The 16,494-nt window shown below is 70.5% G+C and carries 13 protein-coding genes; 4 read left to right on the top strand and 9 right to left on the bottom strand.

Annotated elements, in window-relative coordinates:
• Window positions 1–9: 9 nt before the first annotated feature.
• Window positions 10–1,218, bottom strand: a complete 1,209-nt coding sequence (locus AB0M63_RS40280; RefSeq protein WP_366022878.1) for a glycosyl hydrolase — start codon at window positions 1,216–1,218, stop codon at window positions 10–12.
• 166 nt (window positions 1,219–1,384) lie between these two features.
• Between AB0M63_RS40280 and AB0M63_RS40275 the strand changes: the two genes are divergently transcribed.
• Both AB0M63_RS40275 and AB0M63_RS40270 read left to right on the top strand, forming a co-directional pair.
• Entirely contained in the window at window positions 1,385–2,662 is a 1,278-nt protein-coding gene (locus tag AB0M63_RS40275) for an ATP-grasp domain-containing protein (RefSeq protein WP_355901393.1), read from the top strand.
• The gene (locus AB0M63_RS40270) at window positions 2,662–3,918 is read left to right on the top strand and encodes an NAD(P)-binding domain-containing protein (RefSeq protein ID WP_366022877.1); all 1,257 of its coding nucleotides are present in this window, start codon (window positions 2,662–2,664) and stop codon (window positions 3,916–3,918) included. The genes AB0M63_RS40275 and AB0M63_RS40270 overlap by 1 nt, the downstream gene beginning before the upstream one ends.
• 53 nt (window positions 3,919–3,971) lie before the next feature.
• Here AB0M63_RS40270 and AB0M63_RS40265 read toward each other — a convergent pair whose 3' ends face one another.
• From AB0M63_RS40265 to AB0M63_RS40255, 3 genes are all read right to left on the bottom strand, one after another.
• Complete coding sequence (locus AB0M63_RS40265; protein WP_366022959.1) at window positions 3,972–4,889, bottom strand: chaplin family protein; 918 nt, start codon at window positions 4,887–4,889, stop codon at window positions 3,972–3,974.
• Between the two features lie 131 nt (window positions 4,890–5,020).
• Window positions 5,021–5,212: a chaplin gene (locus AB0M63_RS40260; protein ID WP_019065692.1), complete on the bottom strand. Its 192-nt coding sequence runs from the start codon at window positions 5,210–5,212 to the stop codon at window positions 5,021–5,023.
• Window positions 5,213–5,548: 336 nt separating this feature from the next.
• Window positions 5,549–5,965, bottom strand: a complete 417-nt coding sequence (locus tag AB0M63_RS40255) for a rodlin (RefSeq protein WP_355901389.1) — start codon at window positions 5,963–5,965, stop codon at window positions 5,549–5,551.
• Between the two features lie 188 nt (window positions 5,966–6,153).
• Here AB0M63_RS40255 and AB0M63_RS40250 point away from each other — a divergent pair, with 188 nt between their 5' ends.
• Complete coding sequence (locus AB0M63_RS40250) at window positions 6,154–6,567, top strand: rodlin (protein ID WP_355901386.1); 414 nt, start codon at window positions 6,154–6,156, stop codon at window positions 6,565–6,567.
• Window positions 6,568–6,782: 215 nt separating this feature from the next.
• Window positions 6,783–7,193, top strand: coding sequence for a rodlin (locus AB0M63_RS40245; protein ID WP_355901384.1), 411 nt, complete (start codon window positions 6,783–6,785; stop codon window positions 7,191–7,193).
• 65 nt (window positions 7,194–7,258) lie between these two features.
• On the opposite strand, the gene AB0M63_RS40240 is transcribed toward AB0M63_RS40245, so the two are convergent.
• From AB0M63_RS40240 to AB0M63_RS40220, 5 genes are all read right to left on the bottom strand, one after another.
• Entirely contained in the window at window positions 7,259–9,178 is a 1,920-nt protein-coding gene (locus AB0M63_RS40240; RefSeq protein WP_366022876.1) for an AMP-dependent synthetase/ligase, read from the bottom strand.
• 104 nt (window positions 9,179–9,282) lie between these two features.
• Window positions 9,283–10,854, bottom strand: coding sequence for a von Willebrand factor type A domain-containing protein (locus AB0M63_RS40235; RefSeq protein ID WP_366022875.1), 1,572 nt, complete (start codon window positions 10,852–10,854; stop codon window positions 9,283–9,285).
• Window positions 10,855–11,001: 147 nt separating this feature from the next.
• On the bottom strand, window positions 11,002–11,865 hold the full coding sequence (locus AB0M63_RS40230; RefSeq protein ID WP_355901378.1) for an ABC transporter permease: 864 nt from the start codon (window positions 11,863–11,865) through the stop codon (window positions 11,002–11,004).
• On the bottom strand, window positions 11,862–14,687 hold the full coding sequence (locus AB0M63_RS40225) for an alpha/beta fold hydrolase (protein WP_366022874.1): 2,826 nt from the start codon (window positions 14,685–14,687) through the stop codon (window positions 11,862–11,864). The genes AB0M63_RS40230 and AB0M63_RS40225 overlap by 4 nt, the downstream gene beginning before the upstream one ends.
• Before the next feature lie 103 nt (window positions 14,688–14,790).
• Complete coding sequence (locus AB0M63_RS40220) at window positions 14,791–16,194, bottom strand: APC family permease (protein WP_355901373.1); 1,404 nt, start codon at window positions 16,192–16,194, stop codon at window positions 14,791–14,793.
• Window positions 16,195–16,494 lie beyond the last annotated feature (300 nt).

The following is a 16,494-nucleotide window of genomic DNA, read 5'->3' as shown; positions in this document are numbered from 1 at the left end:
ACCTCCGGTTCAGCGGTCGCGCTGCCACCAGTCGAACTTCACGCACAGCTTCCCGCCGAGCCAGTACTCCACCCAGTCACCCAGCTCCACCGGCGAGCAGTTGGCCGGGTGCGTCGGGGTGACCGGAGTCGGGGTCGGGGTCGGGGTCGGAGTGACCGGAGCCGGGGTTACCGGGGTCGTGGGCGTGGTCGGTGCGGTCGGGTTCGTGGTGGGTTCCTCGGTGCGGCCGAAGAGGGCCGAGCGGTAGATCTTCGACGACTTCGGGTTCTCGGAGCACTGCCACACACCGTGCGGGCAGTAGTCGGTGACCGTGTTGTACAGCGGCTTGTGCTCGTCCATCCAGGCGAGCATGCGTTTCATGTACTCCGCGTTGTCACCGTTGCGGAAGAGTCCCCATTCAGGATAGGAAATGGGCTTGCCGTGGGATTTGGCGAAGTCCACGTGTTCCTGGAGTCCGTAGGGCTCTTTCACCTGCTCGTCGAACGTCAGCCCGGAAGGCTGGTCGTACGAATCCATTCCGACGATGTCGACCGTGGCGTCCCCCGGATAGCACTGCGTCCAGGGAACGGCGTCCCGGCCGCGGCTCGGAGTGAAGTCGAACCGGAATTTCTGGCCCGGCACCGAGCGCATCGTGGTGACGATCCTGTTCCAGTACTTCTTCCAGGCCTCCGGGTCCGGCCCGCAGCGAGAGGTGTACGTGGTGCCGTTCATCTCCCAGCCGAGCACGATCACCGTGTCCGGCACCTTGAGGTCGACCAGCCGCTGGGCCAGGGCCTTGAAGTGCTGATCGAACTGGCCGGCCGCGCCCTGCTGGAGCAGCCGCCGCACCTGGTAGTCGGAGACACCGTCCTCGTTGTGCTCCTGCATCGGCACGTTGAGGACGAGCATCCGGTCGGACTTCTCGGTGCGCCAGTCCGCCCATACGTCGAGGAGGCCGGGGGCGCCCTCGATGTCGCTCCACTGGTTGCCGGGCAGGTAGGTGTGGCCGACGCGCAGTTCGGCGCCGCCCAGCCAACTGCTCAGCGCCGCCATGCGGGCCACGCCACGAGCACCGGAGTCGAGGAAGGCACCGAAGGCGGGGCCGGGCGTCTTGACCGGCTCCGGTCCCCCCGCCCCCGCCGCGAACCCGGGACCCGACGCAAGTGCCGCCGACGCGGCGACCGTCGCCGCGACGAAAGCCAGCCGTCCGATCCGGGACGGTCGCTGCTGTGGGGCCATGCCTGCTCCTCTCTCCACTCTCGTGCTCTGTCCAGCTTCTTGTTCCGTCTTGGCTTTTCCTGCTACTGACACTCAGTCATATGAATATGAATTACGCCACCGCCGTTACGGCTTCCGAGTTTCCCTATCGCCCGCACGGGTGAACCGACCCGAAGGAAAACAGTCCGTGTCGCTGCTCGACATCCGTGTCCCCGCAGTTCTGTTGCGGATCGACCGGAATCCCTTTCACCACGGAACGCTGGGTGCCGTGCGCTCGCTCGGCAGGGCGGGAGTGGAGGTGCATGTGGTCGCCGATTCCGCCGGAAGTCCCGTACGCAGCTCCCGCTTTGTCTGCCAGATGCATCCCCCGCCGTCGCCCGGCGCGACTCCCGGCGAGATCGCGGGCACACTCCGGCGGGTGGCCGCCCGCATCGCGCGTCCCGCCGTACTGATCCCGATGGACGACGCGAGCGCCGTCGCGGTCGGCCGGCTGGGGGACGAACTCGCCCCCTCCTATCTGCTGCCGCAGCAGCCCGGCGCGCTGCCCGAACGCGTCGCCGACAAGGCGGAACTGGCCGCCGTGTGCGCGAGCGCGGACATCCCGCACCCGGTGACGCTGATCCCGGAGAGCCCGGCGCAGGCCGCGAGCGCCGCCTGGCAACTGGGGCTGCCGGTGGTCGCCAAGTGGAGCCGGCCCTGGCTGGTGCCGGCCGGAACCGGGCTGCGCAGCACGGTGGTGGTGCACAGCGCGCAGGAAGCGCGCGAGCTGTATCTGCGCGCCGAGGAGGCGGGCAGCCGGCTGCTGTTGCAGGCGTTCCTGCCGTCCGGGCCCGACCGCGACTGGTTCTTCCACGGGTACGCCGACCGTTCCGGCGCCGTGCGCGGCGGCGGGCCCGGTCGCAAGCAGCGAGCCTGGCCGCGCGGCGCGGGCCTGACGGCGGTGGGCCGCTGGACGCCCAACCCGCAGGTGCAGGCCCTCTCCGAACGCCTCACCGCACAACTCGGCTACCGCGGCATCTTCGACCTCGACTTCCGCCGCTGCGGCTCGACCGGCCGCTATCACCTGCTGGACTTCAACCCGCGGCCCGGCGCCCAGTTCCGGCTCTTCGCCGACAGCGCCGGCCTGGACGTCGTCCGCGCGCTGCACCTGGATCTGACCCACCGTCCGCTGCCGGACGGGGCGCCGCGGCCGGGGCGGTCGTTCGTGGTGGAGAACTACGCGCCGCTCAGCGCGCTGCGCCCGGCGCCCGCCGGACGCGAGCTGGCCTGGTACGCGCCGGACGACCGGGCGCCGGGCCGGGCGATGTGGGGACTGTGGGCCCGGCATGTGCTGCGCAAGCTGCGGGAGCGGCTGGGCGGGGCGAGCCCTCTCCATGAGCCCGTATCGGCCTCCGAACAGGCCGAGTTGAGCACGTTGAGCAAGCTGACCGAGTTGACCGATGACGAGAAAGCGAGCAGTTGCTGATGTACGACCTGCTGGTGGTGGGCGCGGGCCCGTACGGCCTGTCCATCGCGTCCCACGCCGCGGCCGCCGGGCTGAACCTGCGCGTCTTCGGCCGGCCGATGGCGTCCTGGCGCGACCACATGCCCCGGGGCATGTTCCTCAAGTCGGAGCCCTGGGCCTCCAACCTCTCGGATCCCGAAGGGCGTTGGCCGCTCGACGTGTACTGCGCGGGCCAGGGCGTGGAGGCCCGGCACGGGGAGCCGATCCCGGTCGAGATGTTCGCCTCGTACGGCCTGTGGTTCGCGCGGAACGCCGTGCCCGAGGTGGACGAGCGGACGGTGGAGCGGATCGCGCCGGTGCCCGGCGGCTTCGAGGCGGTGACCGACGACGGCACGGTCGTGCACGCCCGTACCGTCGCGCTCGCGGTCGGTGTCATGCCGTTCGTCGAAATCCCCTCCGCACTGCGGGGATTGGACCGCTCCCTCGTCTCGCACAGCAGTCACCACAGCACGCTGGACGACTTCCGCGACAAGGACGTCACGGTGATCGGCGGCGGCCAGGCGGCCCTGGAGACGGCGGCCCTGCTGGCCGAACAGGGCACGCGGGTACGGGTGTTGGCGAGGGCCGACGAGCTGTGCTGGAACGATGTGCCGCCGGCCTGGAAGCGCCCCTGGTGGCAGTCGGCCCGCTCCCCGCACAGCGGCCTGGGCCCCGGCTGGCGCAACTGGTTCTACTCCGAGCGCCCCGACCTCTTCCGCCGTCTCCCGGAGTCGACCCGGGCCGGGATCGCGGCCAACGCCCTTGGTCCTGCCGGTGCTTGGTGGGTACGGGACCGGTTCGAGCCGGCGGTGGAGGTGCTGCTCGGCCACGAGGTCGCGGCGGCCGACGCGGTGCCGGGCGGGGTACGTCTGGAGACGGTGGGCCGAGTGGGCGGAACGCGGTCGGTGGAGACCGAACACGTCATCGCGGCAACGGGGTTCAAGGCGACGACCGGCAGACTCGGGCTGCTCTCAAGCGAGTTGAGGGGATCGCTGGCCACGGTGGGCGACGGTTCCCCCGAGGTCGGCCGGGACTTCGAGTCCTCGCACCCCGGCCTCTTCATGGCGGGCCTGGTGACGGCCTCGGGCTTCGGTCCGGCGATGCGCTTCGTGCACGGCGCCACCTTCACCGCGGGCGCGCTGGTGCGGGGAGTCGGGCGCCGGCTTCGCTCGGAGCCGCGCGGCGGGATGATCCCGGCACCGGGTCGGCGGAGCACGCCGGCCTTCGTGCGGCGCTGAGGGCTTGTGCGATGCGGGTGTGCCGGGCGGTGACGTCCGGCACCCCGTGTGCATTACCTACGGGACGCGGCTCGGCCTCGTCGGTAGAGGATCGTGCCACCCGCGATCAACGCGGCACTGACGGCGGAGGTGGCCAGCATGGCCTCACTGCCGGTGTGCGCCAGGACGGGCGGCGGGGTGTGGCCCCCACCGGCGGGCGGAGGCATGTGGTCCCCACCGCTCGGAGGTGGGGTGTGGTCACCGCCGGTGGGCGGCGGAGTGTGGTTCCCGCCGCTCGGAGGCGGAGTGTGGTCTCCACCCGTGGGAGGCGGGGTGTGGTGCCCACCCGTGGGGGGAGGCGTGTGGTGCCCACCCGTCGGAGGCGGGGTGTGGTGCCCACCCGTAGGCGGAGGCGTGTGATGCCCGCCGCCCGGAGGCGGGGTGTGGTGGTGCCCACCCGTGGGCGGCGGCGTGTGGTCGCAGTCCGTGGGAGGCGGGGTGTGGTGATGGTGGTGGTGTTCGCCACCGGTCGGGGGCACATGCGGGGGCGGCGGCGGAGGCGTCTCGTGGTCCCCCGAGCCGTAGCCCGAGTGATCCCCGGACCCGTAGCCCGAGTGCTCCCCTGAGCCGTAGCCGGAGTGGTCCCCGGACCCGTACCCCGAATCGTTCCCGGAGCCGTAGCCCGAGTCGTCGTCGGAGTCGCCGTACGAGTCGTCGAACGCCCGCTCGGCCCACCGGTGGTGTCCGGTGTGCTCGCTGTGCCGGTGCGATTCCTTGCCGCCGGCGCAGGAGTTGCCGAACGTCGGGTTGAGCCCGGCCGCGCCGTCGACTGAGTTGCCGCACGCGTTGACCGGCGCGTCGACCGGGACCTCAAGACTGTTGCCGGACAGGATGCCCGGTGAGTCCTTGGCAGCGCCGCCGGTGAACGAGTCGGCCACGGCGGGGCTGCCGCACAGGGACAGAATGCTTGTCGCGGCGGCGGCCGCGACCATTCCCTTACCCAGGGTCTGTCGCAATCTCGTTGTCTTCCTGCTTGAAGAAGTGGGAAAAAAAGCCGGCCCTGGAACGGAAACGCGTCCAAGGCCGGCCGTGACACAGCCGGAACGGCTGGTGTGTTACGTCGTCAGTCGTTGACGCACGTGTTGCCGAACGCCGGGTTCAGCAGGCCGATCACGTCGATCGAGTTGCCGCACACGTTGACGGGGATGTGCACGGGAACCTGGACCACGTTGCCCGAGAGGACACCCGGCGAACCGATCGCGGCACCCTCGGCACCGGCGTCGGCGAAGGCCGGGGCGGCCATACCGAGGGCCATGATCGCACCAGCGACAACAGCAGCGCTCTTCTTCATGAACGTTCCCTTCTCTGCGGTCATGCCCTATGACGGCCGAAACCGAGCGAGCACAGCTTGGGCGGCTCGCACCATGACCTGCAGCCTGTAAAACGAGGGATAGACGCAGGAAGAAACTCAAGAACGCGTGTCACCTGACAATTCACTCGATCGTCCGCACCGAATTGACGCGATGGCCGCACGAGCGCAGAAACGCTTCTCTTCAAGGGAAGTCAAGGGAGCACAGCTTCATGAAACGGCCAGGGCGACCCGCGCGGAGGATTTCCGACGGGCCGCCCTGGCCGTTTCATTGACAGACGGTCAGCTACCGAGGGCGCCGTTCCCCGACAGCACCGGGATGTTGTCCGCGATGTGCGACAGCGGCTCGTCACCCTTGGCCTGAGTGGAGTTCTCGGCGCACTGCTGGTTCTGCTCGGCCGACAGGATCGGCACGTCCTGGAGGACGGTGACCGGCACCAGGATGCCCACGATGGAGGCCGCGTTCACCTTGGCCGGCAGGCCGACACAGAGCTTGTTCAGGTCGCCCTGGGCGAGCGAGAGCTGGGGGCTCATGTCGCCGACGGTCCTGGCGTTGCCGTAGACCTGCTCGGCACCGTTCCCGTTGATCGTGGTGACGCCGTTGTCGTTGCCGATGGCCAGCGCCTGCGGGGCGGCCGTCGCCGAGACGCCGACGACGGAAGCCGCGACAGCCGTCGCAGCCATTGCCTTCTTGAGCATTTCTGCGGTCCTTTCCTGGCAGAGACAATTCCTGCTCCCCCATCAACCGGGGTCGACGGAATTGGTTGCGTGGCTTCACCCGGTTGGATTCATCTGGGCCATTGGAGTGAATCGGAGCAACCATGCGGCCGGGCGCCAGTTGTTCAGGACGCTCCGGTGGACGGGGTTACTCCAGAAGGGATCATGAAGTGATCAAGAAGGTTATGGCTGCTGCGGCTGTCGCCGCTTCCGTCGTCGGAGCCTCGGCTGCCGTCGCCGCCCCGGCGATGGCGATCGGTAACGACCACGGCGTCACCACGACGAACGGCAACGGCGCCGAGCAGGTCTACGGCAACCAGGCCACGTACGGCAACATGAGCCCGCAGATGGCGCTCATCCAGGGCTCGCTGAACAAGCCCTGCATCGGCCTGCCCGCCAAGGCGAACCTGGCTTCGCTGGTCGGCCTCGTGCCGGTCACCGTCCTCCAGGACGTGCCGATCCTCTCCGCGCCGCAGAACCAGCAGTGCACCGAGAACTCGACCCAGGCGAAGGGCGACGAGCCCCTGTCGCACATCCTGGACAACATCCCGGTCCTCTCGGGCAACGGCTCCGCGGGTAGCTGATTCGCGGACTCGCACGACGGGCCGCCGAATTGTCGGCGGCCCGTCGGTTTTCGTGCGGGCGGATCCGCCCGCGCCGGTAACCCCTCCGTCGTCCACGGAGTTCACGACCGGCACATTGCTCCATTCGGGGCAAAAGCCGCAACCAAACCAGTTACCACCCGGTTGATCATCACGCGGCTCCGCAACGGGAGTCCGTCCTCCGAAAGGGATAGAACATGAAGAAGCTGTGGGCGACCGCGGCTGTTGCCGCCTCCATCGCCGGTGCCTCGGCCGCCGTCGCCACCCCGGCGATGGCGATCGGCAACGATGACGGTGTCACCACCACCAACGGCAACGGCGCCGTGCAGAAGTACGGCAACCAGGAGACCAAGGGCGACATGAGCCCCCAGCTCTCCCTCGTCCAGGGCACCCTGAACAAGCCCTGTGTCGGCCTGCCGGTCAAGGCGAACCTGGCCTCGCTCGTCGGCCTGGTGCCGATCACCGTCCTCCAGGACGTGCCGATCCTGTCGGCCCCGCAGAACCAGCAGTGCACCGAGAACTCCACCCAGGCGAAGGGCGACGAGCCGCTGTCGCACATCCTGGACAACATCCCGGTCCTCTCGGGCAACGGCGCTGTGGGCAGCTGACCCCACCAGCACCACGAGAGCGGGCCGCCGAGGACTTCGGCGGCCCGCTCCTGCGTGTGGTGGCGCTACTTCGCGTAGAGGGCCTCGATGTCGTCCGCGTAGGCCGCCGTCACCACATGCCGTTTGAGTTTCAGGGACGGGGTGAGCAGGCCGTTCTCCTCGGTGAACTCGCCCTCGACCAGGGCGAAGGCGCGGATCGACTCGGCCCGGGAGACGGCCTGGTTGGCGTGGTCGACGGCCCGCTGGACATAGGCACGCAGGCTCGGGTCCCGCACGAGGTCGGCGAGCGGGGTGTCCGTGGGGAGCCCACGGACCGATAGCCAGTGGGCGAGGGCCTCGGGGTCGAGGGTGATCAGGGCGGCCACGAAGGGGCGGTTGTCCCCGACGACCAGGCACTGGCCGACCGGGGCGCGGCTGCGCAGCCGGTCCTCCAGGACGGCCGGGGAGACGTTCTTGCCGCCGTTGGTGACGAGGATGTCCTTCTTGCGGCCGGTGATGGTGAGATAGCCGTCCTCGTCGAGCGCGCCCAGGTCCCCGGTCGCGAACCACTCCTCCCGCAGTACGGCGTCGGTGGCCGCCGGGTTGTTCCAGTACGCGCCGAAGACCACCCCGCCCTTGACGAGCACCTCGCCGTCGTCGGCGATGCGGATCGCGGTGCCGGGCACCGGGAGGCCGACCGTGCCGGGGCGGGGCCTGAGCGGCGGGACGATGGTGGCGGCGGCGGTGGTCTCGGTGAGGCCGTAGCCCTCGTAGACGATGATCCCGGCGGCTGAGAAGAAGAGGTTGAGGTCGCGGTCGAGCGGGGAGCCGCCGCTGATGGCGTACCGCAGGCGGCCGCCGAGTTCCTTGCGGATACGGCGGTACACCAGCAGGTCGTAGAGGGCCCATGCGGCGTAGAGGCCCGGGCCGGGGCCCTTGCCGGTGCCGAGGAACTTGTTGAGGTAGGCCTCGCCGAAGCGGACGGCGGTGCGGTCGGCTCGGTCGAAGGAGGCGGCGCGGCCGATCTTCTCGGCGGTCGCGCGGCCGGTGTCGTGGATCTTCTCGAAGAGATACGGCACGCCGACCAGGAACGTGGGCCTGAACTCCCGTAGCGCGGGCCTCAGTTCGTCGGGCTTGATGCTCGGGCAGTGGCCGATCTCGATGCGGGCCATCAGGCAGGCGATCTGCAGGGTGCGGCCCATGATGTGGGCGAGCGGGAGGAAGAGGAGTGTCGAGGCGACCTGGCCGGTGACCTCGGTGAAGAGGGGGTGCAGCAACTCGACCGTGTTGGCGGCCTCGGCGTGCAGGTTGGCGTGGGTGAGGACGCAGCCCTTGGGGCGGCCGGTGGTGCCGGAGGTGTAGCAGATCGTCGCGATCGTGTCGGGGGTGAGGGATGCGCGGCGCTTGGCGACCTCCTCGTCGGGGGTGTCCGCGCCCAGGGCGGCGAGTTCGGCCATGGCTCCGGCGTCCAGCCGCCAGACGCGCGGGAGTTGGGGGTGGCGGGCGGTGCCCTTGGCGACCGTGTCGGCGTTCTCGGCGGTCTCCGTGACGACGAGGCGAGCGCCCGAGTCCCGGACGATCCACTCCACCTGCTCGGCGGACGAGGTGGCGTAGATCGGTACGGTCTGGCCGCCGGCCGCCCAGATCGCGAAGTCGAGGACCGTCCACTCGTAGCGGGTGCGGGACATGACCGCGACCCGTCCGCCCGGTTCGAGGCCCGCGGCCATCAACCCCTTTGCGGTGGCGGTGACTTCACGGGCGAAGGCGGCCGCCGTCACGGGCTGCCAGGTGCCGTCCTGTTCGCGGCGGAGGACCACGGTGTCGGGGGCTTCCGCCGCGTTGGTGAACGGCAGGTCTGCGGTGCTGCCCGTCGTCGGACGCGGGGCGAGCGGCAGCGTGCTCGCCTCCCGTACGACGCCCCGCTCGTCCCTGGTGAGTTCGACCCGGGTGCGGGCCGCCAGGTCGGTGCGCTGCCGCGCCCGCTTCAGGTCCTTGCGTACGCCCATGACGGCTGCTCCCGGTCGACGTCGACGGTGACTGGGGCGTCAACTTACTCGCAAGTAGGGGAAGGTCAATGGGGTCGGCCGAGTCGGTTCCGGTTCGGTCGGGTTCAGTTCATCCGGCTCGCCTCGTCGATCGCCTCGGCGAGTTGTCGTACGTCCCGGTCCTCCGTCTTCTTCGCCAACGCGTGGGCGCGGGTGGCGAGTTCGTCGAGGCCGGGGTCGCCGGGCAGGTCGGCCGAGCGGAGGGAGTCGGCGAAGTAGGCGGCCACCGCGGTGACTTGGAAGGTGTTCGGGGAGCTGCTCAGGGAGTCGTGCAGGTCGCCGGTCTCCAACTGGCCCGATTCCTCGTGCGGGGCGCGGGTGTCGGGGTCGAGCCAGCGGACGCTCGCGGTGGCGAGGTGGCCGTCGGCGCCGGGCCTGGTGCGGACGGCGTAGAGGGCGGTCACGGTGTGGCCGGGGCCGACCTCGCCGCCGTCGACCTTGTCGTCGCGGAAGTCGTCGTCGGCGACCTTGCGGTCCTCGTAGCCGATGAGCCGGAATCGCGCGACCGTCTCGGGGTCGAAGGCGACCTGTGCCTTGGCGTCGCGGGCCGTGAGGTCGATGTTCTGCGGGAGTTGGTCGACGAACACCTTGCGGGCGTCGTCGTCGTTCGAGACGTACGCGGTGTGGCCGTCGCCCTTGTCGGCGAGTTGTTCCATCAGGGCGTCGCCGTAGTCGCTGCCGACGCCGACGCCGAAGAGGGTGATGCCGTGCTCACGGCGTTCGTCCGCGATGCGTTCGAGGATCGAATCGGCGTTGGTGTCACCGGTGTTGGCGAGGCCGTCGGAGATGAGGACGACGCGGTTGGTGGCGCCCTCGCGCAGGCCGTCGGTGGCTGTCGCGTAGCCGGTCTCGACGCCGGCGCCGAGGTTGGTCGAGGACTGGGTCTCCAACTCGTCTATGGCGTCGTGGACTTTGCCGCGGTGGCCGTCGAGGCGGGTCATCGGGAGGACGGTCTCGGCCTCGTCGCTGAAGGTGACGAGCGCGACCGAGTCGTCGTCACGCAGTCGGTCGGTCATCTCGTCGAGGGACTTCTTGGCGAGGTCCAGGCGGCCCGTCTCGGCCATGGAGCCGGAGACGTCGATGACGAACGTCAGGGCGGCGGGCGGGCGTTCGTCGCTGTCGTCGGCGGCGCGGGTGGCGAGGCCTACGCGGACGAGGGACCAGTCGGTGTCGTCGGTGCGGGCGCCGTCGACGGTGACCGTGAAGCCGTTGCCGTCGGGGCGGTCGTAGTCCTGCCGGAAGCTGTTGACGAATTCCTCGGGGCGGATCGTCGACGGGTCGGGCATCTGGCCGTCGGCGAGGACGCGGCGGGCGTAACCGTACGAGGCCGTGTCGACGTCGAGGGCGAAGGTGGAGAGGTAGTCGGGGGACGGGGCGATCTCGTCGGCGGAACTGTCCTTCCGCTCCCCGTTCTGGTCTTCGCCCTGTTCTCCGCCGGAGGTGACGGCCGGGGCCGGGAAGCCGGTGTGGTTCGCCCCGTCCGAGCTGCTGGAGTGGCTGCCGCCGCCCGCGCCGCAGCCGGTGAGGAGCAGGCCGCCCGCGGTGGTGAGGGCGAGCAGGGTGGCGCGTAGGCGGCGGGTGCGGTGGCGCGAGCGCAGCTCCCGCCGCTCGCCCGGCTGTGTTCCGTTGGTTTCCATCTGCCGTGCCCCCTCGGTCCGTTGACGTCGGCTTCTGCGACTGTGACGGCGGAGGGGGCCGGAATGTGCGCTACGGGGAGTTGCGGAAGAGTCTCGAAGGGGTCGCGATCATGGCCGGTCGAGACCGGTGGGAGATCCTCCGGTGACCTAGGACACGATGTCCTTGCGGGCGAAACCCCGGAAGGCCAGGGCGAACAGCACCAGGGCGTACGTAACGGAGACCGCCGTGCCCTGGATCATGCCGGACCACTCGGGATGGGGTTGTACGGCGTCCGCCCAGGCGAACTGCCAGTGTGCGGGCAGGAAGTCGCGCCAGTGGCCGAGGGCCGTGACGGCGTCCAGGACATTGCCGACGATGGTCAGGCCGACCGCGCCGCCTACCGCTCCCAAGGGCGCGTCGGTCTTGGTCGACAGCCAGAACGCGAGCCCCGCGGTGACCAGTTGGGACACGAAGATGAACGCCACGACCACGAGCAGGCGTTGGGCCGCCGTGGCCGCGCCGATCGCTCCGCCGGTGGGCAGCTCCAGCGGGCCCCAGCCGTAGGCGGCGGTGCCGACGGCCAGGGCGACGAGCGGGAGCAGGACCATCGCGGCGAGGCTGAGGGTGAGTCCGACCACGAGCTTGGACCACAGGAGGCGGGCCCTGGGCACGGGTGCCGCCAGCAGATAGCGCAGGGAGGACCAGCTCGCCTCGGAGGCGACCGTGTCTCCGCAGAACAGGGCGACCGGGACGACCAGGAGGAAGCCCGCCGACACGAACAGGTTCACCGCGGCGAAGTTGGCGCCGGACGAGGTGGCCGTGTCCATCAGCGTCACCTGGGAGTTGCGGTCGCCCGGGGTGCCACCGATCGCGAACGCGGCCACCAGCACGAAGGGCAGCGCGGCGAGGATGCCACCCATGATCAGCGTGCGGCGCCGCTTCAACTGCCGGACCAGCTCGACCCTCAGGGGCAGGGTGCGGCCGGCCCGGTAGCCGGAGGCCACCTCGACGGGCTCGGCGAGCGTGCTCACGCGGAACCTCCGATCAGGGTGAGGAAGGCGTCTTCGAGCCGGCGGTGGGGGCCGACCGAGGAGACGGGGACTTCGAGTCGTACGAGCTCCACGAGGAGTCGGGCGGCGGTGGCGGAGCCGTGGGCGGGGGGCGGGGGCGCAGGGTCCGCTGCGGATGCCTCCGCGTCGAGCGCGGCGTCGGAGGGCTCGGCGAGCGCGATGCCGGACGCCTCGGTCGTGGTGGCGGCGACCGCACCGGTATGCGTATTGGCCCCGTCCGCCAGGGAGTTGGCGGTCAGCAACTCGTCGGCGGGAGCCAGGCGCAGCAGCAAGCCGCCCTCCGCACGCGTCACCGACTCCACATCCGGGAGGGCCGCGATCTTTTCCACCAGGGGGTCGGTGATGTCGGTCGCCAGGCCTACGAGGAGGGTGTCGCCGGTGCCGATGATCTCGGTGACCGGGCCGGCCTGGACGAGTCGGCCGCGGTCCATGACGACGAGGTGTGTGCAGGACTGCTCGACCTCGGCGAGGAGGTGGCTGGAGACGATGACCGTGCGGCCGGCCGCCGCGTAGCGGATCATCACCTCGCGCATCTCGCGGATCTGGGGCGGGTCGAGGCCGTTGGTCGGTTCGTCGAGGATGAGGAGGTCGGGGAGGCCGAGCATGGCCTGGGCGATGGCGAGGCGCTGGCGCATGCCCTGGGAGTAGGTGCGGACCGCGCGGGCGAGCGCGTCGCCGAGGCCCGCGATCTCCAGGGCCTCCTCCAGGTGGGCGTCCTGCGGCGGCCGTCCCGTCGCCTGCCAGTACAGCTCCAGGTTCTCGCGGCCGGAGAGGTGCGGGAGGAAGCCCGCGCCCTCGACGAACGCGCCGACCCGGGACAGGACGGGTGCGCCCGGGCGGATCGCGTGGCCGAAGACCCTGATCTCGCCGGCGTCCGGTTTGATCAGGCCCATCAGCATGCGCAGGGTGGTCGTCTTGCCCGCGCCGTTCGGACCCAGCAGGCCGAGCACCTGGCCCTTCTCTACGCGGAAGGACAGGTCCCGTACCGCGTACCGGTCCGCCGACTTGGCATACCGCTTGCTCAAGTCGGTGATCTGGAGCGGGACTTCGGCCAGCCCGGGGTCGGGGGGTGTCGACGCCGTACGCCTGCGGCCGGACAGCAGCAGTGCCAGGGCGAGGGCCGCGCCGGTGAGCGGGAGCCACCACACCCAGGACGGCAGTGTCGCCGCCGCGGTGGTGACGCCCGGGGCCGTCGGCACCCTGAGGTCGCTCTTCAGGGTGACGGTGTAGGTCGCCGGGGCTGCCGGGGAGGCGTAGCCGAGGTCCGTCGAGGCGAGGACCAGGCGGAGGTGGTGGCCGCTCTGGACGTCGTGGTCGATGGCCGGGAGGGTGATCGTGACGTCCTTGCCGGCCTGGGCGCCGTCGACCCTGAGGGGGGTCACCAGCTGGGAGGGGAGCACCTGTTGGGTGCCGCCGGGGCCGACGTCGTAGACCTTGGCGAAGAGGACGGCGGCGGAGTCGGTCGACTTGACGTGGACGGTGACCGTCGGCGAGCCCGTGATGCGGAGGTCTCTGGTGAAGGGGGCCGAGTTGAACGCCGCGTACTGGCCGGGGAAGTCGAGGGAGACGCCGACGCCCAGGGCGGACAGTTGGGACAGGCCGCCGGTGCCGCCGAGGCCCGGCAGGGCGGAGATCGCGGGCGGGCTGGCGCCGGCCGGGTTGACGAAGCTCTGCTCGCGGCGGCCGGTCAGAGTGATCGCGCGCGGGTCGCTCTCCAGGCCGGGGTAGACGCTGCCGCTCGCGCCGCGCAGCAGGGCCGCGCCGTCCGTGGAGTCCACGCCTCCGGTGCGGGTGACGCGGAAGGCGGGGCCGGTGTCGGTGTTCTTGTCGTCCTTCAGGTAGCGGTCGAACCAGGACGTCACGCGCGCTTGCACGCGGCCGGTCTCCATGTCGCCGCCGTCATGGCCGCCCGCGATCCAGTCGACGTCCACCGGGGCGCCGTTCGCCCGGATCGCCTTCGCGGCCGCGTCGGCCTGGCCGAGCGGGAAGAGGGAGTCGGTCTGGCCCTGGAGGAGCAGTGTCGGCACGTTGATGTGCGTGGCGACGGCCGACGGGGAGCGGGCCTCCAGGAGGGCGCGCGCTGCCGCGTCCGGTGTGCCGGACTCGGCGACCCGGTCGTACATCGCGCACAACTGGGGCTCGAACTTGGCGCAGCCGCCACCGGAGTTGATGAAGATGCCGGCCCAGAGCTTCTTGAAGACGCCGTTCGGGAACAGCGCGTCGGCGAGGTTCCAGTACGTGATCGCCGGGGCGATGGCGTCCACCCGGTCGTCGTACCCGGCGGCCAGCAGGGAGATCGCTCCGCCGTAGGAGGCGCCCGCCACGCCCACGCGCGGGTCGCCCGGTTTGTCGAGCTGGACGTCCGGCTGCTTCGCCAGCCAGTCGATCAGCTTCGATACGTCCTTGACCTCGCCGTCCGGGTCATTGAGCCCGATCTTGCCGGTGGACTTCCCGAAGCCGCGCGCCGACCAGGTCAGCACCGCGTATCCGTCCCGGGCCAGGTCCTGGGCCTCTTTGCGGACGTCGTCCTTGCTGCCGCCGAAGCCGTGCGCCAGGAGGACGGCGGGGCGGCGGCCGGCGGAGCCGGACGTGAAGTACGAGGTGTCGAGGCGCACTCCGTCCACGGCCATGACGCGGTCGGAGCGGTGCACCGGAGGCGGGTCGTCGGAGGCGACCGCCGTCCAGGTACCGGCACCGGCGAGCACCACGACGGCGGCCCCGGCGGCCATCAGGCGCCGGGGCCCTCGCAGCAGCCCTCGCAGGGCGGGCAGTCGAAGATCCATGCCTCAACGGTACGGGGCGTCTCCGACAGTCGGGGCAGACCCTGGGGTGAACCGGAGTTCAATGACGTACCGCGTCTGGTGTACGGCCGATAGCCTCCAGGGCTCAGGTCTCCTCAGGGATCGAGACCAGCCAGCGGGTCTCGCGGCGGGGGCGCAGGTAGAACACCCAGTAGAGGGTGGCCACGGCGACGATGCCGCCCGTCCACAGCAGGTAACTCGTCTCCTGCTGGGTGAGGATGTACGCCAGCACGGCGATCAGCAGGACCGGCATCGCGGGCCACAGCGGCATGCGCCACGCGTGCGTGTGCCGGTGGTTTCCGCGCCGGGACAGCAGGGCGGCGACCGCGACCAGCAGGTACATGCCGGTCACCGAGACGCCTGTCACGCCGTACAGGGTGTCGAGGTTGACGAAGCAGAGGATCGCGCCGGGGATGCCGACGGCGAGGGTGGCGACCCAGGGGGAGCCGAAACGGCCGAGCTTGGAGAAGACGGTGTTGACCGGCTCGGGCCAGGCCTTGTCGCGGGCGGAGGCGAACAGGACGCGGGAGTTCTGGATGACCATGACGATGCCCGCGTTGATGATCGCGAGGGCGACGCAGAGGCTGACGAAGGTGCCGACCGCGGAGTTGGACCAGGCGGTGACCATGCTGCTGATGTCGCCGCCGGTCAGCTCGGAGAGGTCGGACGCGCCCAGGGTGATCGCGACCACCGGGACCAGGATGATCACCGTGGAGATCGCGAGGGTGGCGAGGACCGTACGGGCCACGTTGCGGCGCGGGTTCTCCAGTTCCTCGGAGAGGTAGACGGCCGTGGAGAAGCCCTGGGTGACGAAGAGGGCGATCGCCAGGCCGGAGACCACCAGCATCGCCGTCACCGTGTCCGTATGGCCGCCGGTGCCGGCGACCTGCATCGAGGTGAGGCTGCCGAGGCCGCGGTGGCTGTGGGTGAAGCCCAGGAGGGCCACGACACCGGCCGCGATGACTTCGAGGACCAGGAAGACGCCGGTGATCCAGGCGTTGGCGCGCAGGTCCAGCAGGCCCGCGAGGGTGGCCAGGAGCATGACGCCCGCGCCGGTCATCGCCGGGTCGAGGTGGACGATCGGGGCGAGATAGTCCGCCGTGCCCATCGCGATCACCGGCGGGACGATCATCACGACGAGGAGGGAGAGGACGAAGACCAGCCAGCCCGCGAGCCGGCCGGCCAGCGTCGACACCATGGCGTACTCGCCGCCCGCGCTGGGGATGAGGGTGCCCAGCTCCGAGTAGCAGAACGCCACGGCGATACAGAGGACGGAGCCGATCGCGATCGTGAGGGCGGTCGCGGTACCGAGCGAGCCGAACAGGTCGGGGACGACCACGAAGAGCGTGGAGGCGGGCGTCACGCACGAGAGCGTGAGGAGGGTGCCGCCGACGATGCCGATGGAACGCTTGAGCTGCTGCGGGCCCTGGGAGCTGCCCGACGATGCCTCGGCGACGGCGGCTTCGGCGGTGGGGAGGGTGTCGGTCACGGGGCTGATGGAACAGTGACGGAAACCGTCACGTCAATGGGTGTTCACCTACGGAATCCGTAGATCGAACACGTCGGGTAGGGCGTATTCGGCAGTTCGAGGCAGTGCGGGCCACGGTCCCACTCCCTGCGGGAACCGCAGCCGACGGGACGAAAAAAGTGGGGCCGTCCGCGATACGGACGACCCCACCAGTGCTGCGGATGCCGCTCAGTGGTTGCGGGGGAAGCCGAGGTCTACGCCGGTGGGGGCGTCGGCGGGGTCGGGCCAGCGGGTGGTGACGACCTTGCCGCGGGTGTAGAA

This window comes from Streptomyces sp. NPDC051576, assembly GCF_040681835.1.
GTDB lineage: Bacteria > Actinomycetota > Actinomycetes > Streptomycetales > Streptomycetaceae > Streptomyces.
The sequence above is the reverse complement of the archived record's forward strand: the minus strand, read 5'-3'. Positions and strand labels throughout refer to the sequence as shown.